Raw genomic sequence first — 20,448 nt, 5'->3', positions numbered from 1 at the left:
CATGTGGCACCATTTTTTTTGTTCTGATTCTGCGTTTCTCTGGTCCGAATTAGGGTTGCGCTACTGCTTCACCTACAGCTTCAGCACTCTGATTAGTTACCGGCTCACCGCTGCTCACTAACACCGGCATTCCTGAACGTCGGGCTATCACTTCCTTTATCAACGCGGTATCGCTCTTCTCACTCTTCGAGAAGGCTTTCAGCTGCGCAGACTGCGCAATTGGCATAGTTTGTGGATCGTCCTTATCGTTGCGCGATAACGGCTGATGCACTTCAACGTAGCGCTTACCGTCGGGCTCAATGGCATATTTGATCGGTTGGTTGATGACCTGCACGCGCGTTCCTTTCGGCACGCTATTGAACAGCGCTTCAATATCATCCGGTCGCAGGCGAATGCAGCCAGAGCTTACGCGCATACCAATACCAAAGTCAGCATTGGTACCATGAATCAGATACTGTCCGGTACCGCGCGCCAGACGCATCGCAAACAGCCCCATCGGGTTATCTGGCCCGGCGGGCACCACGCCCGGCAAAGTGATGCCCTCTTTGGCATAGCGCTTGCGGATATTAGTGGTTGGCGTCCAGGTAGGATTAGGGATTTTCTGGCTGATGCTGGTAACCATGGTTGGCGTCATGGCACCCAATTGGCCGATACCAATCGGATAGACCACCACACGATCTTCACCTTTCGGATAGTAGTAGAGTCGCAGTTCCGCAAGGTTAATCACGATACCTTCGCGTGGCGCATCAGGAAGCAACATCTGCAGCGGCACGGTTAATTGTGTGCCGGCCTTTGGCAGCCAGGGATCAACGCCTGGATTCGCTTCCAGCATGCCGAGCATGCCTATCTTATAACGCGCGGCAATGCTCTCCAGCGGCCGTTTGTCATCCGGCACGGTGGTTAAGGTATTCTCGCCAATTAAACGGCTGTTATCGGCTGGTAGGGGATATTCCGTAGCAAATGCAGGTGCAGAGAGTCCGCAACAGGACAACAGCAATGCACCGGCTAAACGTAAGGCTGGTTTCATGCAATTTTCTCTTTGTCGGATAGAACAGACCCCGGTCAAGCCGGGGTCTGGAGAGTGTAACTTAGCTGAGGGTCTGAGCGTTATGCCGGATCGCCCGGATCATGGCTTCCAGACCCTGTGAACGCGAGGGAGTGAGATGTGAGGTCAGCGCTAATTCGCCGAACCAGTGACGCACATCGAGATCGAGAATCTCTGGCGCCTTAAGCCCCTGATACAGGCTAAACACCACTGCAATCAACCCTTTAACGATGGCGGCATCACTGTCACCTTCGAAGGCGATGGTGCCATCGGCCTGCGGGGTCATGCGTATCCACACCTGGCTCTGACAGCCTGAAATCACGTGTTCTGGCTGCTGTAAGCTTTCGGAGGATTCTGGTAATTTCCCACCGAGTTCAATGATGTAGAGGTACTTCTCTTCCCAGTTAGCGCAACGATTAAAGTTACGAACCAGTCTCTCTTTATCTGGCAAATTCGCCATGAATCACTCCTGAAATCTGCTCAACCGCCCAGCAGACGATGAATACGGGTCAAACCTGCGGCCAGGCGATCGGCTTCTTCTTCGGTGTTATACAGCGCGAAGGAGGCACGACACATCGCCGGCACCGCATAATGACGCATCAGCGGCATTGCGCAATGATGGCCAGTGCGGATCGCAATACCGTATTGATCAAGGAAACTGCCGACATCAAACGCGTGATGCTTGCCGAGGTTAAAAGCCACCACGCCGCTACGACTCTCCGGACCGTAAATCACCAGATCCGGCACCGAAGCCAGTTTATCCAGCGCATATCGCATCAGCATCGATTCGCGCTGATGAATAACGTCCAGGCCCAGTTCGCTGATCCACGTTAACGCCGCCCCCAAACCAATGATACCGCCGGTATTAGGCGTGCCCGCTTCGAAACGCCATGGCGTACTGTTAAAGGTGGTGCCGGTTGGCAGCACAACCTCAGAAATCATCGAACCGCCGCCTTCCCACGGTGGCATGATCTCCTGCAACGCTTTACGCGCATACAACACACCAATGCCGGTCGGACCATAAATCTTATGGCCGGAGAAGGCGTAGAAGTCGCAGTCGATATCCTGCACATCCACCGCGTGATGCATCACAGCTTGCGCGCCATCCACCAGGGTAATTACGCCAGCGGCTTTCGCTTGCGCCACGATGGCTTTCACAGGATTGACGGTTCCGAGCACGTTTGAAACGTGGGTCACCGCCAGCAAACGAGTGCGGCTATCAATCAAGCCGCTCAGCTGCTCTAGCGCCAGCTCGCCCTGCGCATTTAGCGGCAGTACGCGAATTTCTGCGCCGGTTCGCTGCGCCACCATCTGCCACGGCACGATGTTAGCGTGATGCTCCATCTCGGTGATGATGATGTTGTCGCCTGGCTGCAGCTGACTGCCGCCCCAACTGTTAGCCACCAGATTGATGGCTTCGGTGGTGCCTTTGACAAAGATGATCTCTTCAGGCGTTGCGGCGTTAAGAAAACGCGCTGCCTGATGACGCACGTTCTCCATGTCGGTGGTCGCCTGCGCGCTCAACGAATGGATACCGCGGTGCACGGCCGCATAGCCGTGCTGGTAGAAATAACTTTCCGCATTGATGACCGCGAGCGGGCGCTGTGCGCTGGCCGCGCTATCAAGGTAGGCCAGCGGATGTCCGTTGACCTCACGTTTCAGAATCGGAAATTCCGCTCTGATGCGTTCGAGATCGAAACTCATGACTCAACTCCCGGAATACGCGCGGCAATGCGCTGCAGCACCACCTGACGCAGTACCGGATTCTCCAGCGTTTCGGTGAGTTCAGCGGCAAATGCATGGATGATCATACGCTGTGCGGCGGTCTCATCGATGCCGCGCGAGCGCAGATAGAACATCTGCTCTTCATCAATACGACCAATGGTCGCACCGTGGCTGCACTTCACGTCATCAGCATAGATTTCCAGCTGCGGCTTGGTGTCTACTTCAGCCAGACGGCCCAGCAACAGGTTGTTGTTGGTCATCTGTCCATCAGTTTTCAGCGCGTGCTGTGCCACTTTGATCATGCCGTTAAACACCGCACGACCTTTATCGCGCGCGATGACTTTGTGCATCTGACGGCTGGTGCAATAGCCTTTGTTGTGCTCCAGATAGCTGCGGGTATCGCACACTTCCTGATTCACCGGCAACGACAAACTGTTGATCGCCAGATTGGTATTTTCGCCATTCAGCTGCGCGCTGGTGTTGTGACGTGACAAGCCCGCACCCAGCAGGAAGCTGGTGGTGGCTACATTCGCATCACGGCCCATCACCACGTCATTGTGCGCGAAGTGGTAAGCCTTCTCGCTCTCAAATGACAGTTTGATGTGCTGCAGTTTGGCATTGTCGGCCACGTCGAACGTGAAACGCGCGCCGGTAAAGTGCGCCACGTCATTCAGCGTAACGTAGTGCTCAATCACTTCCGCTTCTGCGCTGGCTTCCAGCTGCAAATGATGGCGATGATGCACGGTGTTAGTGCCCGCGTCCTGACCGCTGGTGATGTGCAGCAGATAGAGCGGTTTAGCCGCTGATTTGCCACGCGCCAGACGAATAGTCGTAGCTTCTTCCGCCAGACTTTCGGTCAGATGCAGGAACACTTCCGGCTGAATCGGTGCCGGCAGCGGACGACGCTCAGAAGCCTGCGCATGCTGAATTTCAAACAGGCCGGTATCACGGCTGCTCAATTCAGCCTGAAAGCGACCATCAATAAACACCAGACGCACCGCATCAACCGGCAGCGCCAGCGCTTCAACTTGCTCAGCGCTCACTTCCTGCGGCTGTGGCAGCACAAATTGCTGCGCCAGCAGGCCATCAAGCGGCGTGTATTTCCAGTTTTCGTGCTTACGCGTCGGCAGGCCGACACGCATCAGTTGCTGCCAGTGCTGCTGCGCCTGTAAAGAACGCACGTCACCGCGCGATTCAAACAGGTGATGCCACTGCTGCAGGGCGTTATCACTCTTGGTCGGTAAGCCAGCCATAGCCTTGCTCCTCCAACTGTTTCACCAGCGAGAAGTCGCCAGATTTAACGATCTTGCCCTGATACAGCACGTGTACGTGATCCGGCTTGATGTAATCCAGGATGCGCTGATAGTGCGTCACGATGATGAATGAACGCTTACCGTCGCGCAGGCTATTAACGCCTTCGGCTACGATTTTCAGCGCATCGATATCCAGACCGGAGTCGGTTTCATCAAGGATGCACAGCTCAGGTTCCAGGGCCGCCATCTGCAGGATGTCGTTACGCTTCTTCTCACCGCCGGAGAAGCCCACGTTTACTGAACGGGTCAGCAAATCTTCTGGCATCTTCAGCAGTTGGATTTTATCTTCGATAAAGTCCTGGAAGTCGAAACGGTCCAGCGGCTCCTGCTCACGGTATTTACGTACCGCGTTGACCGAGGTCTGCAGGAAGAACTGGTTGCTGACGCCCGGAATTTCTACCGGATACTGGAACGCCATGAAGATGCCTTCACCGGCACGCTCTTCTGGCTCAAGTTCCAGCAGGTCTTTGCCCTTGAAGGTGACAGAACCGCCAGTGACTTCGTAATCTTCACGACCAGCCAGCGTTGCAGACAGGGTACTTTTACCTGAACCGTTCGGTCCCATGATGGCGTGGACTTCGCCCGGTTTTACTTCAAGGTTCAGACCGCGCAAAATCTCTTTGTCTTCAACGCTAACCTGCAAATCTTTAATGCTTAACATACTCTTTCCTTCACATTGCTTCCGGCAACGGGCATCAGCCCACACTGTGCTCAAGGCTGATAGCTAACAATTTTTGCGCTTCCACGGCGAATTCCAGTGGCAGCTCGGAGAAAACGTCTTTGCAGAAGCCGTTAACGATCATTGAGATCGCATCTTCTTCGCTGATGCCGCGCTGCAGGCAGTAGAACATCTGATCTTCACCGATGCGCGAGGTAGTGGCTTCGTGCTCCAGATGGGCGGTGTTGTTGCGCGTTTCCACATACGGGAAAGTATGCGCACCGCACTCGGCACCAATCAGCATCGAATCACACTGGGTGAAGTTACGCGCGTTGGTGGCGGTTGGCATGATTTTAACCAGGCCGCGATAGGTGTTCTGGCTCTTACCGGCAGAGATACCTTTCGAGATGATGGTCGACTTGGTGTTTTTACCAATGTGAATCATCTTGGTACCGGTATCCGCCTGCTGGCGGCCCGCGGTCAGCGCGACGGAGTAGAACTCACCAATCGAGTAGTCACCGCGCAGAATGCAGCTTGGATATTTCCAGGTGATCGCCGAACCGGTCTCAGACTGTGTCCAGGACATCTTGCTGTGATCGCCTTCGCACAGAGCACGTTTGGTGACGAAGTTGAGGATACCGCCCTCGCCTTCACCGCCTGGGAACCAGTTCTGTACGGTAGAATATTTCACTTCAGCGTTCTTGTGGATGATCACTTCTACCACTGCGGCGTGCAGCTGATAGGTGTCACGCACTGGAGCCGAACAACCTTCGATGTAGCTGACGTAGCTGTCTTCATCGGCGATCAAGATGGTGCGCTCGAACTGACCGGTTTTTGCCGCATTGATGCGGAAATAGGTCGACAGCTCCATCGGGCAACGTACGCCTTTCGGGATGTACACGAAGGTACCGTCAGAGGCCACAGCGGAGTTCAGCGCGGCAAAGAAGTTATCGTTAGGCGGCACGACAGTACCGAGATACTTCTGCACCAACTCTGGGTGATCGTGAATCGCTTCGCCGAACGAGCAGAAGATAATGCCCTGCTCCGCCAGCTTGCCGCGATAGGTAGTGGAAACGGACACGGAGTCGAAAATCGCATCCACCGCCACTTCACGCCCTTCACGCACCGGAACGCCTAACTGGTTGAACGCGTCTTCCACTTCCTTCGTCAGGTAGTCGCTGGAGGCGACGCTGCCGGAGGTTTGGGTCGCGCCAGGTTCAGAAGCACAGCTGTCATCGCAGTTGCCGCAGGACGGCGCGGAATAGTAGCTGTAATCCTGATAATCCAGTTTTTCGTAGTGCGCTTTCAGCCAGTGCGGCTCTTCCATTTGCTCCCAGGCGCGGAACGCCTTGAGACGGAATTCAAGCATCCATTCAGGTTCGTTACGTTTAGCCGAAATGGCGCGCACCACATCTTCATTGATGCCGTGAGCAAATTCTTCGGTTTGTAACTGGGTAAAGAAGCCCTCTTTATAGTTGAGCTTGCCTTCCCACATTTGTACATCATCAGATGCTTCGGTGTGTCGTGACATGTTTTACTTACTCGACGCCAAAGCTTTCACCGCACCCGCAGGCGTGTTGAGCTTTAGGGTTGTTGAATTTAAAAATCTGGTTAAGACCTTCGCGGACATAATCCAGCTCGGTACCGTCAACAAACGGCATCGCCTGAAGTGGCACAAACAGTTTTGCGCCGAATTGCTCAAACTGCAGGTCGTCATCGGCAGGATCTTTTACCAGATCCATAACGTACCCAAAGCCGGCACAGCCGGACGTTTTCACACCCAGTTTCAAGCCCTTGACTTCAGGGTCTTGTTCTACAAGGTTAAGAATCTGTTTCGCTGCCGATTCGGTCAGCGTGAGCCCTTTCCAGACGAAATCTTCGGGTGAAAAGGAGTCGGCATTTACTGATGACATTGTGCTACCTCGTATGTCTGGGCCTTTTCAGGCTATCCCCCTATGGTAGTGATATCAGATATCACTTCAACCTCTTGTTTTGCAGGGATAATCATCTCGTGCTATTTTTCACTGCTGCTTTATTAAGCATAGTCGCTTCAAAGCAGATTGACGGCGGCATTCCCGTGCGCGCCTGACCAGCGTAACCCGTTAAATTGCCGCAAAATTTTTAAAATCAATTTTACGATTTAATCCTGATTGATAGGTTACGCCTTTCTACAATGTAAAGAAATTGTTATTGCCGATTTTAGTAACAGGCAGAAGAAATCAATAAAATTTCACAGCGGGAATTGCATTCCTGACGCGGTTGAATATGATAATGATTATCATTAACCTAAAAAGGTGGCGATATGACGCTTACCGTCTCAGCCTGGTTACAACATAAAATCGACGAATATAAGTTTTCGGTGCGCGATATCACCGTTGACTTCTACATGGCTCAGGCAAAGCTCAACCGCACCGATTGCACTCTCGACCAACTGCGTCGCTTCAACGACACCTGCCTCGATATGGCAGAAATCTGCGAACTTAACGGCGACGATCACAGCTTTCTGCATGCCATGGGCAAGCTCCATCACCGCTTAGTGCAGGAGATGGGCAATGCCGATCGTGACCGTTTGTTCCGGATTCAGGCCTATCAACTGGCGCGCCTGTCATTAACACGTTTGTGTCATCAACTGGCGCTCAGCGGCGAGTGGGATCAAGCTACCCGCCTGCAGAGTGATTTTGTTCGCCACGCAGGCTGGATATTCTAATCCAGCTTTGTGACGTCTCCTACAATTTGTTTACATCATTTCCAGTAACGCTTGCAGTGGATGACGCATGCCATTGCCTTCTGCGCGTTTCACCTGGCTACGACAGGAAAAGCCGGTTGCCAGACAGCGTTGACGCGGCAGCTTTTGCAGTTGCGGATGCCAGGAAAGCTCATAAATTCCCAGCGAATTCTCCAGGTTTGCGCTTTCGTGGCCATAGGTTCCCGCCATGCCGCAACAACCGACATTGACGTTTTCCAGCTTCGCGCCAAAGCGCGCAAAGATGCTCTGCCACTGATTCGGCGTGGATGGCAGCGCGGTCACTTCGGTGCAGTGCGCAAACAGATACCAGGCTTCGCCGCTGGCGGTTTGTTCCGCGCGTGGAGACAACGCGGTTTGCAGCCACTCGTGCACCAGCTGCACGTTAAACTCGCCGCGCTGCTCGCCCAGCACCTGATTATACTCATCGCGATAGCAAAGCACGGTCGCCGGATCGACGCCGACCATCGGCATGCCCAGTTTCGCCACGCGGTTGAGAAAATCGGCGGTTTTGCTGGCGGTACGTGCAAAGCGTTGCAGGAAGCCTTTCACATGCTGCGCCTTGCCGTTCGGTGAAAACGGCAGCAGCACCGGACGATAACCGAGTTTCTCAATCAGCTTGACGAAATCGGTGACCAGCTGCGCCTCGTAATAGCTGGTGAAAGGATCTTGCACCACCAGCACGCAGTTTTCGCGTTGCGCCGCATCCAGCGCTTCTAACTGCTCCAGCGTCAGGTTCATCGCCGGATGACCGCTTAACTGCTGCTTGAGGCTCGGCGATGACAGCAGTGGCAAATCCACCATGCCGATATGCGTTTTGCTCAGTTCGCGCATCCACGGCTGTTTGAGGAAGAAGTTGAACACCTTGGGCGCTTTGGCCATCAACGGCGCGTAACTTTCCACTGTGGCCACCAGATGATCGCTCATCGGACGCAGATAGCGAGTGTGATAAAGCTGCAGGAAGCGTGAACGGAAGTTCGGCACATCAATCTTGATCGGACACTGAGTCGAACAGGCTTTACACGCCAGACAGCCCGACATCGCCTCTTTTACTTCGTGCGAAAAGTCATATTCGCCCTGATTCGCGTGCCAGGTATTACGCGTGCGCTGAATCAGCGTACGCAGGCTGGCGCCCTGTTTGGGCAATGCCTGCTCCAGTTGAACCGGATCCACGCCCTGCTCGGAGAGCAAGCGCAGCCATTCACGCGTGAGTGTGGCGCGCCCTTTCGGCGAGTGAATGCGGTTGCGGGTAATCTTCATCGACGGGCACATCGGGCTACGCGCATCAAAGTTGAAGCACAAACCGTTGCCATTACACTCCATCGCGCCGCGCCACTCGTTGCGCACCGTAACCGGAATCTGCCGATCGTAGGTGCCGCGTTTCACTGCATCAACCTGCATCATCGCTTCATCACTGCCCAGCGGCGTACAGATCTTGCCGGGATTCATGCGATTGTCAGGATCGAAGGCGGCTTTGATGCGACGCAACTCATTGAACAGCGTCTCGCCAAAGAATTCCGGGCTGTACTGCGCGCGGAAGCCTTTGCCGTGCTCGCCCCACAATAAACCGCCGTAGCGCGCGGTTAGCGCCACCACTTCATCGGAGATCTGCTTCATCAGCAGCTCCTGCTGCGGATCGCACATATCCAGCGCCGGCCGCACATGCAACACGCCGGCATCCACGTGACCAAACATGCCATAGCTCAGGCCGTGACTGTCGAGCAGCGCACGAAAATCGACGATGTAATCCGCCAGCTGTTCTGGCGGCACGGCGGTATCTTCGACAAACGGAATCGGCTTGGCGCGCCCTTTGGCGTTCCCCAATAGGCCAACCGCTTTTTTGCGCATATTATAGATGCGCTCAATCCCGCCTAAATCGTCGCACAGTTGATAACCAATCACGCCGCCCATCTGCTGCTGCATCAGCTCATCCAGGCGCTGGCACAGCGTGCTGATTTGCTGCTCAATCAGTTCGCCATCATCACCGGCAAACTCCACGATGTTGAGGCCGAGCATCTCTTTGTCTGGCACATCGGTAATTAATTCATTCACCGAATGCCAGACGATATCTTCACGCGCCAGGTTCAATACTTTCGAGTCAACGGTTTCTACCGACAGCGCTTTGGCTTCCACCATAAAAGGGGCATTACGCAGCGCCGAGTCGAAGGAGTCGTATTTGATGTTCACCAGACGCCGCACTTTCGGGATGGGCGTGATGTCGAGGCGCGCTTCAGTAATAAAGGCCAATGTACCTTCCGCGCCGCACAGCAGACGCGTCAAATCGAATGTCTGTAAATCGTCGCTGAAGACATGACGCAGGTCATAGCCGGTCAGGAAGCGATTGAGTTTGGGAAATTTCTCCAGAATCAGATCGCGCTGTTCACGGCAGCGGCTTAAAACCTGCTGATAAATGCGCCCTTCCGCCGTTGGCGTGTTCGCCAGCTGTTCCGCCAGTGCGGTCGGCATGGCGCGCGTATCCAGGATATCGCCGCCCAGCAGCACCGCACGCAGACCTTCAACGTGATCGGAAGTTTTGCCATACACCAGCGAACCCTGACCCGATGCATCGGTGTTGATCATGCCGCCAAGCGTGGCGCGGTTGCTGGTGGAGAGCTCCGGCGAGAAGAAGAAGCCATAGGGCTTGAGCCACGCATTGAGCTGATCTTTCACCACGCCCGCTTCGACACGCACCCAACCTTGATCGGTATTGATTTCCAGGATGCGGTTCATATAGCGCGACATATCCACCACGATGCCCTGATTCAGCGACTGCCCGTTGGTGCCGGTGCCGCCACCGCGTGGCGTAAACACCAGGCTGGTAAAGCGGGTTTCACCGGCGAGGCGCGCAATCAAGGCTACATCCGCCGTCGAGCGCGGAAACAGCGCCGCATCAGGCAGCAGCTGATAAATACTGTTGTCGGTGGATAGCGAGAGGCGATCGGCATAGCTGGTGGCGGTATCGCCGGTAAAGCCTTGCTCATTTAAGGACTGCAGGAATGTCAGCACCAGTTGAACGAGGCCCGGTGCCTGAGAAATCTGTGGGATCATTATTGAGTGACCGAGATGTTGTAAACGTTTGCGTCGTAATTTTTTTCAGCCCTTGGTTTTATCATACTTTTCTGCTGGCTGCTGTTTTTTCAGGAAAGCGCGCCGCCGTCGCTGCTTTTCCTGTTTAATTTTCAGGAAATAGATCATCATTAATCAGGGCTGTTCAGCCCCACTCTGAAGGATTCAATCGAGGTTAACCGTTGTGATGAAAGACCTGCAACGCGGTATGGATTTACCGCAAATGCTGTTTTCACTGATGTTCATTCTGATCATGATCATCGCCAGTCTGTGGGTGGTGCAGCCCTTTATTCTCGGCTTTGCCTGGGCCAGCATGGTGGTGATCGCCACCTGGCCGTTGATGATTCGTCTGCAACAAATGTTATGGGGACGCCGCTCGCTGGCGGTCATCGCCATGACCATTTTGCTATTACTGCTGTTTATTATTCCTATCGCCCTGCTGGTCAGCAGCCTGATTGATAACAGCGCGCCGGTGATTGCCTGGGCAACGCAGCGCCATCTGGTGATGCCAGACTTCGATTGGTTGCGACAGATTCCGTATGTCGGCAGAAAACTCTACTCCAGCTACCACAAATTAGTGGATGGCGGCGGCGCGGCGATGCTCAATCAGGTGCAGCCTTATATTGGTCGCACCACGGGCTTCTTCGTGGCGCAGGCCGGACACTTTGGCCGCTTTATGATGCACCTCATCGTGATGCTGCTGTTCAGCGTGCTGCTCTACTGGCGCGGCGAGCAGGTGGGTCACGGGATTCGTCATTTTGCTTATCGCATGAGCGGACGCCGTGGTGATGCCGCCGTGCTGCTGGCTGGTCAGGCGATTCGCGCCGTGGCGCTCGGCGTAGTGGTCACCGCACTGGTGCAGGGCGTACTCGGCGGCATCGGTTTAGCCATTTCCGGCATTCCTTACGCCACGCTGTTAACCGTGCTGATGATTCTGACCTGTCTGGTGCAGCTCGGACCGCTGGTGGTGTTAGTGCCAGCGATTATCTGGCTCTACTGGAGCGGCGATACCACATGGGGCACGGTGCTGCTGGTGTGGAGCTGCGTGGTCGGTACGCTGGACAGCGTGTTGCGTCCGATGTTGATTCGTATGGGCGCTGATTTACCGATGATCCTGATTCTCTCCGGCGTTATTGGCGGATTGATTGCTTTCGGCATGATTGGGCTATTTATCGGTCCGGTGGTATTGGCGGTCTCTTATCGTCTGGTTTCGGTGTGGATGCATGAAGCGCCTGAACCCGATGACGATATGCAAACCGCCATCGAAGCACTAGCCGATCACGAAGAAGAACAACGTTAAGTTCGTAGGGTCGCCATTCATGGCGACCTGATTCACATGAAAGTGCATCCTACATAAGTTGCACAAACTCTCCGTTTTACACTGGCCTTACTTTAACCCGCCTAATGCCTTAACTTCGTCACCTTGCATTCCCTACCGATAATAATTTTTTTCCATAAGCGATTTTTAAGAAAAAACGCAGTTTTAGGCGCTTTAGGTGGGATTCGCTTACGGAATGATTATTTTTGCAGCTGAAACAGCGGTAGATCACTAAGAAAATCACCACGAAAGGTTATCAGCTTTAAACTAATAAGAGGATTCTTAAAGACGCCAGCGGGCCTGATCAATAACATGTTTCCTATGTTTGGAATCAAGCTACTGATTTTTAAACAACCTTATTCCCCTGAGTAAAGTGAAGAATTGCTGTGTGTAGTCTTTGCCCATCCCCTGTGATGGGCTTTTTTTTGGCTTTTTTTCAGGCAAAACAACAAGGCCAGCAGCGCTGGCCTTGATAATTACCTTAATGACACGTCAAACTCTCATTTGAAGCATCAAATTACCGTTTGGTTAATGTTTCGCAGCGTTCAACTCTGCCAAACCTAACCAGGTTTCAACCACGGTATCCGGATTCAGCGACAGGCTATCAATGCCCTGCTCCATTAACCATGCCGCAAAGTCCTGATGATCTGATGGGCCCTGACCACAAATACCGACGTATTTTCCCTGTTTTTTCGCCGCTTTGATCGACATCGACAACAGCGCTTTCACCGCATCATTACGCTCATCAAACAGCGCGGACACCACGCCAGAGTCGCGATCAAGGCCTAGCGCCAGCTGCGTCATGTCGTTTGAGCCGATTGAGAAGCCATCGAAGTGCTCGAGGAACTGCTCAGCCAGCAAGGCGTTGGACGGGATCTCACACATCATGATCACTTTCAGGCCGTTCTCGCCGCGCTTCAGACCGTTTTTCGCCAGCTCGGCGATCACCGCTTCGGCTTGATCGACGGTACGCACGAACGGAATCATGATCTCAACGTTGGTCAGTCCCATTTCGTTACGCACGCGCTTCACCGCTTCGCACTCCAGCTTGAAGCAGTCGCGGAAGTTGTCAGCAACGTAACGACCGGCGCCACGGAAACCGAGCATCGGGTTCTCTTCTTCCGGCTCATAACGCTCGCCGCCGACCAGGTTGGCATATTCGTTGGTTTTGAAATCCGAGAGACGAACAATCACGCGCTTCGGCGCAAACGCCGCACCCAAGGTCGCAATCCCTTCGGTCAGACGGCCGATGTAGAACTCAATCGGATCATCAAAGCCTTTCATCATCTGACGAATCTGCTGCTGCAGTTCCGGCGTTTGCTGATCAAACTCCAGCAGCGCTTTTGGATGCACGCCAATCATGCGGTTAATGATGAATTCCAGACGCGCCAGCCCAACACCTTCGTTCGGCAAGCAGGCGAAATCAAAGGCACGATCCGGGTTACCGATGTTCATCATAATCTTCAGCGGCAGTTCCGGCATGGTATCGACTTGCGAGCTGGTGACTTCAAAGTCCAGCAGTTCGTCATAGACATAACCGGTATCGCCTTCGGCACAGGAAACCGTGACTTTATGGCCATCTTTAAGGTGATCGGTGGCATCGCCACAGCCCACCACCGCCGGAATGCCCAGCTCACGCGCGATGATCGCCGCGTGGCAGGTACGACCGCCGCGATTGGTTACGATGGCTGAGGCTTTCTTCATGATCGGTTCCCAATCGGGATCGGTCATGTCGGTCACCAGCACATCGCCTTTTTCAATGCGGTGCATCTCGCTGATGTCGTGAATAACTTTGACTTCACCGGCACCGATGCGATGACCAATGGCGCGGCCCTCGACCACCACTTTGCCTTTGCCCTGCAGCGTATAGCGTTCCATCACCTGACCGTTGGAGCGCACCGTTTCCGGACGCGCCTGCACGATGAACAGTTTGCCGGTGTGGCCATCTTTCGCCCACTCAATGTCCATTGGGCGTTTGTAATGCTGCTCAATCAGCATCGCCTGACGCGCCAGCGCCTGCACTTCGTCATCGGTTAAGCTGAAGCGATCGCGCTGTTCCTGCTCGACATCTTCAATGCGCACCTGCTCGCCATGCTCCTGCGAATCGGCATACACCATGCGCAACTTTTTCGAGCCCATGGTGCGACGCACAATCGCCGGACGGTTGGCTGCCAATGTCGGTTTGTGCACGTAGAACTCGTCGGGGTTAACCGCGCCCTGCACCACCATTTCGCCCAAACCAAAGGCTGAGGTGATAAACACCACCTGATCGAAGCCTGATTCGGTATCAATGGTAAACATTACGCCTGAGGAGGCGAGATCCGATCGCACCATGCGCTGAATACCGGCCGAGAGCGCTACGCCGCGATGGTCGTAGCCCTGATGCACACGGTAAGAGATAGCGCGATCGTTAAACAAGGACGCATAAACGTGCTTCACCGCGATGATCACCGCGTCATAGCCCTGCACGTTAAGGAAAGTCTCCTGCTGGCCCGCAAACGAGGCGTCGGGCATATCCTCGGCGGTGGCTGACGAGCGCACCGCAAAAGAGGCGTCGGCATCATCAGCAGAGAGTTGTTCGTAGGCGCTACGAATCGCCGCTTCCAGCTCAGGCTGGAATGGCGTATCGACCACCCATTGACGAATCTGTTTACCCGCTTGCGCGAGCTCAGCAACATCATCAACATCCGTTTTATCCAGCAAATCATAAATACGCTGGTTCAGTCCGCTTTGATCGAGGAACAGATTAAACGCATAAGATGTGGTCGCATAACCGTTTGGCACGGAAACACCCAGCGACGACAAATTCGTAATCATTTCTCCCAGGGAAGCATTCTTGCCTCCCACCCGATCAACATCATGCATGCCAAGCTGGTTGTACCAGAGCACTAGCGACTGTTGGTCTTGATTGGACATTGAGATTATCCTTTTAAATGATGTGAATACACATGGAACATTTTGCTATTCGCCAAAACAGCCTGGCACAACCGATAAATAAAGACTAAGTGTTGAATCGTTAAAGCAGGAAAAGAAAGGCAAAATCGGATTAGTACTTAGAATTAATTGAGTTGCGCAACCTGGCTATTTCACGCTAATGGATTGCTGCAACGATATTTTTCCCCTTTTCAGAGGGTTAGCGATTGATTTTTGTTGCGCAACGGCTTCACACTTTATTTCATGCGCGAAAAGGAAAATGCGCGAAAATAACGCTTTTCAAAACAGCATTTCATCTAATATTGATTATTCGCTGATTCATCTTTGTGAGCGCAATAGCGGATAATATGGATATTTCATTTTACTATTAATTAAAATGAAATGTTGTCATCGATAATTTAGGCATTGATACGCAAGAGGATATTTGCACAATGAACACTGAACGCAGCGTATTCTACATTTCTGATGGCACCGCCATAACCGCCGAAGTACTGGGCCATGCGGTGTTATCTCAGTTCCCGGTAATGGCCCACAGCGTGACGCTGCCGTTTGTTGAGAATGTGCAGCGCGCTCAAGCGGTTAAAGCACAAATCAATGCGCTCTATCAGCAGAGCGGCGTACGCCCGCTGGTGTTCTTCTCCATTGTCACGCCCGATGTACGCGAAATTATTCTCGAGAGCGAAGGCTTTTGTCAGGACATCGTGCAGGCGCTGGTGGCACCGCTGCAGAGCGAGTTGGGCGTGGCGTCAATGCCAGTGGCGCACCGCACACACGGTTTAACCGCCAGCAACCTCGGCAAATATGACGCGCGTATCGCGGCCATCGATTACACCCTTGCGCATGATGACGGCATTTCTTTGCGCGGTTTGGAAGATGCGCAGGTGATTTTGCTCGGCGTGTCTCGCTGCGGGAAAACGCCCACCAGCTTGTATTTAGCAATGCAGTTTGGCGTGCGCGCCGCTAACTATCCGTTTATTGCCGATGATATGGATAACCTGAAACTGCCGCCGGCGCTGCGTGCGCATCAGCATAAGCTGTTTGGGTTGACCATCGATCCGGAACGGCTGGCGGCGATTCGCCAGGAGCGCGCGGAAAATACCCGTTACGCCTCGCTGCGCCAATGCCGTCTCGAGGTGGGCGAAGTGGAAGCACTGTTCCGCACCAATCAGATTCGTTATCTCAACAGCACCAACTATTCGGTGGAGGAGATCGCCACCAAAATCCTCGACATCATGGGCCTGAACCGCAACATGTATTAGGTGTTGCTGGCGGTCGCCATAAATGGCGGCCCTACAAAAACCGCACTACACATTCGTAGGGTCGCCATTTATGGCGACCTGATCTCACTGTAATTCCAATGTAAAGCCACGCTTCCGTCCGATTTGATGACCTTTGTTTTTAGCAGGTTGAATTCGCAGGCTATTAGTTTATTGTGACCACCATCACTTCCCGGTATTTCACCGCTGCGAAGAAAAAATTTTTGAGAATCCCAATGAACAAGACTGATGAACTGCGTACCGCGCGCATCGGTAGCCTGTTAACTCCGGCTGCGCTCGCGCATGAACACCCTATTTCGGCAGAGATTGCCGCCAACGTCACGGCTTCCCGTCAACGCATCGCGCGCATTCTGACCGGCGAAGATCCGCGTCTTTTAGTGATTATTGGACCTTGCTCTCTGCACGATCCTAAAGCGGCGATTGAGTATGCAGAACGTCTGAACGTGCTGCGTGAGCGCCATAAAGATCGTCTGGAAATCGTGATGCGCGCCTATTTTGAAAAACCGCGCACCGTGATTGGCTGGAAAGGCCTGATTTCCGATCCGGATCTGGATGGTAGCTATGATGTAAATCGCGGCATCGCCATCGCGCGCAAACTGCTGCTGGATATCAACGCGCTGGGCATGCCAACCGCCACCGAATTCCTTGATATGGTGATCGGCCAGTTTATTGCCGACCTGATCAGCTGGGGCGCGATTGGCGCGCGTACTACCGAAAGCCAGATTCACCGTGAGATGGCATCGGCGCTCTCCTGCCCGGTCGGTTTCAAGAACGGCACCGACGGCAACGTGCAGATCGCCGTCGATGCGATTCGCGCCGCGCGCGGCAGCCACATGTTCCTGTCACCGGATAAAAACGGTCAGATGACCATTTATCAAACCAGCGGCAATCCGCATGGTCACGTGATCCTGCGCGGCGGTCGTCAGCCGAACTATCACGCCGAAGATGTGGCGGCTGCGGCGGCCAATATGCGCGACTTCAATCTGCCGGAGCAGCTGGTGATCGACTTCAGCCACGGCAACTGCCTGAAGCAACATGGTCGTCAGCGTGATGTTGCCGATGACGTGGCGGCGCAAATCCGTGCCGGATCGCGCGCAGTCGCGGGCGTGATGATCGAGAGCTTCCTGCAGGAAGGAAATCAGAAAGTGGTGAGCGGTGAAGCGCTGACCTACGGCCAATCGATCACCGATCCGTGCCTCGGCTGGGAAGACAGCGCCGAGGTGCTGGCGAAACTGGCTGCCGCAGTCGACAGCCGTTTTTAATTTCGACCTAGCTGGAACAGCTCACTTCCAGCGTTTTGCCCCACTCTGGTGGCCGTTGGCGCAACTCCGCGCTGACGGCCACATCGCTAAACGGCTGCTGTAACGCGCGGTGCAGCCTGGCTAACGCCGTGGTCTCGCCGTTCTCGACCTCTTCAATCACCTGCTGCGCCAGATAGTTGCGCAAAACCAGCGCCGGATTGGCCGCCTTCATCACCGCCTGACGCTGCGCATCGCTGGCGTGATCTTGCAACAAACGCTGGCGATAATCGCTGTACCAGCGATCAAAAGCGTCACGATCGATAAACTCATCACGCAACGGCGAACGGCTTTCATCTTGCTGCGTGTCGCTTAGCATGCGGAAGGTCAGCGTGTAATCACTGCGTTCCGCCGACATCATCGACAGTAAGCCGGTCAGAAGCGTGTTGTCATTGGCATCCGCCGTCAGCAAGCCAAGTTTGGCGCGCATTTTCTCGCCCCAGACGCGCATCAGCTCGTTTTCATAATGACCGAGCGCCAGTTTGAGTTGCTCGGTGGTCATCAGACCCGACAAGGCATTCGCCAGGCGATTAAGGTTCCACAGGCCAATCATCGGCTGATTTTCAAAGGCGTAGCGGCCCTGATAATCACTGTGATTACAGATGTAATCCGGCTGATAGTCGTCGAGGAAACCGTACGGACCGTAATCCAGCGTTAAGCCCAGAATCGACATGTTATCGGTGTTCATCACACCGTGCGCAAAGCCCACGCTTTGCCAATGGGCGATCAGGCTGGCGGTGCGTTTAACGATATCGGTGAACCACAGTAGATAACGGTCCGCTTCCTCTTTCAGCTGCGGCCAGTGATGGCGAATAGCGTAATCCGCCAGCTGGCGCACTTTGTCTTGTTCACCGCCGTAATAGAAATGCTCAAAATGGCCGAAACGCAGATGGCTGTCGGCAATGCGCATCAGCATCGCACCGCGTTCCTGGGTTTCGCGCAGCACCGGCTCATCGCCGATGGCGAGCGCCAGCGCGCGCGTGGTGGGAATGCCAAGATGGTGCAGCGCTTCGGAAGCGAGGAATTCGCGTACGCTGGAGCGGATCACCGCGCGACCGTCGCCCATGCGCGAATAAGGAGTTAATCCAGCGCCTTTCAAGTGCCAGTCGAGCTTACGACCGTTTGCCAGCTGCTGTTCACCCAGCAGAATGCCGCGCCCATCGCCCAGTTGTCCGGCCCAGACGCCAAACTGATGGCCGCTATACACCTGCGCCAGCGGCGACATGCCGGGCAACAGTTCGCGCCCTGACCACACGCCATGCCCGCTGCCGGCGAACAGCGCATCGTCTAAACCCATCTGTTGTGCCAGCGGCGCATTGTGATAAAACAGCCGTCCACCTGCCAATGGCGTTGGGTCCAGCGCGGTGTAGAATCCGGCTAATTCTTGCTGCCAGCTATTGGTAAATTGCATCGACACTCCGGAAGGTGCGCTTAATGAAGGCACCTGCATTGAGTTTTAAGATAACCAGGATTGTAACGCCGACGCGGCGCGGAAGACAGGCGAAAGGATTACTGCTGCGAAGGCGTGTGTAAATTCAGATCGGAATAGATGAGATCGCTAAGGCGTTCAGCTTTAACCACCGGGAACAAACTGCCCTGCAGCTGCGCACCGCTCAACGTGCTCATCTTTTCCATCATTTGGTTATCGTCAATACCACAAATAATGATCTGCTCCGCAAAATCAGAAAAATTATTGATAACCGTCTGAATAAAAGGCGTAAACGAGGCACGTTTCGCCAGGTTCTGAATAAAGACTTTATCCAGTTTTAACACGCTAAACAGATTATCGTATACCGCCGTTGCCGGTGCTTTTCCTGCACCAAATTGTGAAAGCGATAAACGAAATTCACTTTGTAATGCGGCGAGCAATGGATGGGATTTACCCAAAGATAATTGCGGAAACGTTTCGCTGATATCCAAAACAATAAAAGGAATTTGTCGGAATTTCCTTAACAGAAATTCGCTGGCTAAAAGTGTATTGGCCATGGAATCATCGATACGTACCAAAGCGGTAATTTGATTAACCTCAAAAAAGTCGCGGTACTTTTCCAGCAATGAAAGCTGGCTCTGCAGCAAACGTAATTGCTGCGCATCGTCCAATTGTGGCAATAGCAAATCCTGCGGCAGCGTAATAGGTGCACTGTCGTGGACAAATTGCGTCACCAGCTCGACCGCAGTCAGCTGGCCCGCCAGAGAGTAAACTGGATAAAACCAGGTTTCCGACTGATAGTCGGCAGACAAATGGACTTTCATTTTTCAAGCCAGAAGCAATGGCAATTGGCGCATCGTATATCAACAAATACCACCAGGCAATAGGACCAAACGTTTGAAGAGGTGCCGTTTTAGGTCTTATTACGCCGATTTAAGCCGCAAATAATACTTAAGCCAAATAAGCCGGGGTTAATGTCCATACCAATTAAATAAATTTAGCTTTATTATTAGTATTAAATCGATGGCGGGTAAAGTGCCATTCTAAATGATAGTTAAATATCGGCACGATTCGGAATTAATTCAGGGTGAGATAACCTTTCTTTTTCCGCGTCTTTATTAAGCGATAAAAGCACTATTTAGATGCGACGCGCCTGCCAAAATACTTTGCGCCAGTATACGTTATCCAGCGAAGAGCGGATCACACCCTGGCTGGTCGAGGCGTGAATAAAGGTGTTGTCGGTATCGTAAATACCCACGTGCAAACCGTTTTCTCCGCTGCCGGTTTTGAAGAACACCAGATCGCCAGGCAGCAGATCGCCTTTGTCGATGCGCGTACCAATGTCGGTTTGGTCAATGGTCGAGCGCGGCAATTGCATCTCGAATTTATCGCGGAAGGTCAGATAGACGAAACCGGAACAATCCACGCCACCGCGGCTTAACCCGCCATAGCGATATGGCGTTCCGCGCCAGCGGCTCAGTTGATCGTTGAGTTGGGCAATCACGGTGATGGAATCAGAAAGGCGACCATTAGGCGGCGGCGCATGATGGCTACAGCCCGCCAGCAACAGTGCCAAAATCAAAATTGTCAGCCGCATCAGCCTTTTCCTCTCTCCCTCGTCCGGCAGTCACTTTAGCGGCAA

16 protein-coding genes and 1 other RNA gene are annotated in these 20,448 nt (G+C 53.6%); 5 read left to right on the top strand and 12 right to left on the bottom strand.

What is annotated here, in order from left to right:
* Nucleotides 1–49: 49 nt before the first annotated feature.
* The 7 genes from ACXIZX_RS07995 to sufA all read right to left on the bottom strand — a co-directional run bounded on the left by ACXIZX_RS07995 (nucleotide 50) and on the right by sufA (nucleotide 6,654).
* A complete protein-coding gene (locus ACXIZX_RS07995; protein ID WP_154194138.1) occupies nucleotides 50–1,027 on the bottom strand; it encodes a L,D-transpeptidase family protein in 978 nt (325 codons plus the stop codon).
* A gap of 61 nt (nucleotides 1,028–1,088) precedes the next feature.
* Nucleotides 1,089–1,505 (bottom strand): cysteine desulfuration protein SufE, encoded by a 417-nt coding sequence (gene sufE / locus ACXIZX_RS07990; RefSeq protein ID WP_008102979.1) that lies wholly within the window; start codon nucleotides 1,503–1,505, stop codon nucleotides 1,089–1,091.
* 20 nt (nucleotides 1,506–1,525) lie between these two features.
* Nucleotides 1,526–2,749, bottom strand: coding sequence for a cysteine desulfurase SufS (sufS, locus tag ACXIZX_RS07985; protein WP_479403899.1), 1,224 nt, complete (start codon nucleotides 2,747–2,749; stop codon nucleotides 1,526–1,528).
* Complete coding sequence (gene sufD / locus ACXIZX_RS07980) at nucleotides 2,746–4,023, bottom strand: Fe-S cluster assembly protein SufD (RefSeq protein ID WP_479403898.1); 1,278 nt, start codon at nucleotides 4,021–4,023, stop codon at nucleotides 2,746–2,748. The genes sufS and sufD overlap by 4 nt, the downstream gene beginning before the upstream one ends.
* Nucleotides 3,998–4,744 carry a Fe-S cluster assembly ATPase SufC gene (gene sufC, locus ACXIZX_RS07975; RefSeq protein WP_008102973.1) on the bottom strand — a complete coding sequence of 249 codons (747 nt, stop codon included), beginning with the start codon at nucleotides 4,742–4,744 and terminating at the stop codon, nucleotides 3,998–4,000. Before sufC ends, sufD begins: the two co-directional genes overlap by 26 nt.
* Before the next feature lie 34 nt (nucleotides 4,745–4,778).
* Nucleotides 4,779–6,272, bottom strand: a complete 1,494-nt coding sequence (sufB, locus tag ACXIZX_RS07970; RefSeq protein ID WP_008102971.1) for a Fe-S cluster assembly protein SufB — start codon at nucleotides 6,270–6,272, stop codon at nucleotides 4,779–4,781.
* Between the two features lie 7 nt (nucleotides 6,273–6,279).
* Complete coding sequence (gene sufA, locus ACXIZX_RS07965; RefSeq protein WP_007892717.1) at nucleotides 6,280–6,654, bottom strand: Fe-S cluster assembly scaffold SufA; 375 nt, start codon at nucleotides 6,652–6,654, stop codon at nucleotides 6,280–6,282.
* Nucleotides 6,655–7,043: 389 nt separating this feature from the next.
* On the opposite strand from sufA, the gene ACXIZX_RS07960 reads away from it, so the two are divergent.
* Complete coding sequence (locus tag ACXIZX_RS07960; protein ID WP_008102969.1) at nucleotides 7,044–7,448, top strand: hypothetical protein; 405 nt, start codon at nucleotides 7,044–7,046, stop codon at nucleotides 7,446–7,448.
* A 30-nt stretch (nucleotides 7,449–7,478) separates the two neighbouring features.
* Here ACXIZX_RS07960 and ydiJ read toward each other — a convergent pair whose 3' ends face one another.
* Complete coding sequence (gene ydiJ / locus ACXIZX_RS07955; RefSeq protein ID WP_479403897.1) at nucleotides 7,479–10,532, bottom strand: D-2-hydroxyglutarate dehydrogenase YdiJ; 3,054 nt, start codon at nucleotides 10,530–10,532, stop codon at nucleotides 7,479–7,481.
* Nucleotides 10,533–10,737: 205 nt separating this feature from the next.
* Here ydiJ and ydiK point away from each other — a divergent pair, with 205 nt between their 5' ends.
* Nucleotides 10,738–11,850: an AI-2E family transporter YdiK gene (gene ydiK, locus ACXIZX_RS07950; protein WP_008102965.1), complete on the top strand. Its 1,113-nt coding sequence runs from the start codon at nucleotides 10,738–10,740 to the stop codon at nucleotides 11,848–11,850.
* A gap of 339 nt (nucleotides 11,851–12,189) precedes the next feature.
* Nucleotides 12,190–12,297, top strand: an RNA gene (gene rprA / locus ACXIZX_RS07945) — antisense sRNA RprA.
* Between the two features lie 99 nt (nucleotides 12,298–12,396).
* Here rprA and ppsA read toward each other — a convergent pair.
* Nucleotides 12,397–14,784: a phosphoenolpyruvate synthase gene (gene ppsA / locus ACXIZX_RS07940; RefSeq protein WP_479403896.1), complete on the bottom strand. Its 2,388-nt coding sequence runs from the start codon at nucleotides 14,782–14,784 to the stop codon at nucleotides 12,397–12,399.
* Nucleotides 14,785–15,233: 449 nt separating this feature from the next.
* Here ppsA and ppsR point away from each other — a divergent pair, with 449 nt between their 5' ends.
* Both ppsR and ACXIZX_RS07930 read left to right on the top strand, forming a co-directional pair.
* On the top strand, nucleotides 15,234–16,061 hold the full coding sequence (gene ppsR, locus ACXIZX_RS07935) for a posphoenolpyruvate synthetase regulatory kinase/phosphorylase PpsR (RefSeq protein ID WP_008102960.1): 828 nt from the start codon (nucleotides 15,234–15,236) through the stop codon (nucleotides 16,059–16,061).
* A gap of 233 nt (nucleotides 16,062–16,294) precedes the next feature.
* Nucleotides 16,295–17,341 (top strand): 3-deoxy-7-phosphoheptulonate synthase, encoded by a 1,047-nt coding sequence (locus ACXIZX_RS07930; RefSeq protein ID WP_479403895.1) that lies wholly within the window; start codon nucleotides 16,295–16,297, stop codon nucleotides 17,339–17,341.
* A 7-nt stretch (nucleotides 17,342–17,348) separates the two neighbouring features.
* Here the strand turns inward: ACXIZX_RS07930 and ACXIZX_RS07925 are convergent, their stop codons facing one another.
* From ACXIZX_RS07925 to ACXIZX_RS07915, 3 genes are all read right to left on the bottom strand, one after another.
* Entirely contained in the window at nucleotides 17,349–18,788 is a 1,440-nt protein-coding gene (locus ACXIZX_RS07925; RefSeq protein WP_479403894.1) for a protein adenylyltransferase SelO, read from the bottom strand.
* Nucleotides 18,789–18,886: 98 nt separating this feature from the next.
* Nucleotides 18,887–19,630 carry an EAL domain-containing protein gene (locus tag ACXIZX_RS07920; RefSeq protein WP_293798047.1) on the bottom strand — a complete coding sequence of 248 codons (744 nt, stop codon included), beginning with the start codon at nucleotides 19,628–19,630 and terminating at the stop codon, nucleotides 18,887–18,889.
* Between the two features lie 314 nt (nucleotides 19,631–19,944).
* A complete protein-coding gene (locus tag ACXIZX_RS07915) occupies nucleotides 19,945–20,403 on the bottom strand; it encodes an NlpC/P60 family protein (RefSeq protein ID WP_008102952.1) in 459 nt (152 codons plus the stop codon).
* Between the last annotated feature and the right edge of the window lie 45 nt (nucleotides 20,404–20,448).

The sequence above is a fragment of the Candidatus Pantoea symbiotica genome, from assembly GCF_056491525.1.
Note: the sequence above shows the minus strand (reverse complement) of the source record. Positions and strands in the feature narration are given on the sequence as shown.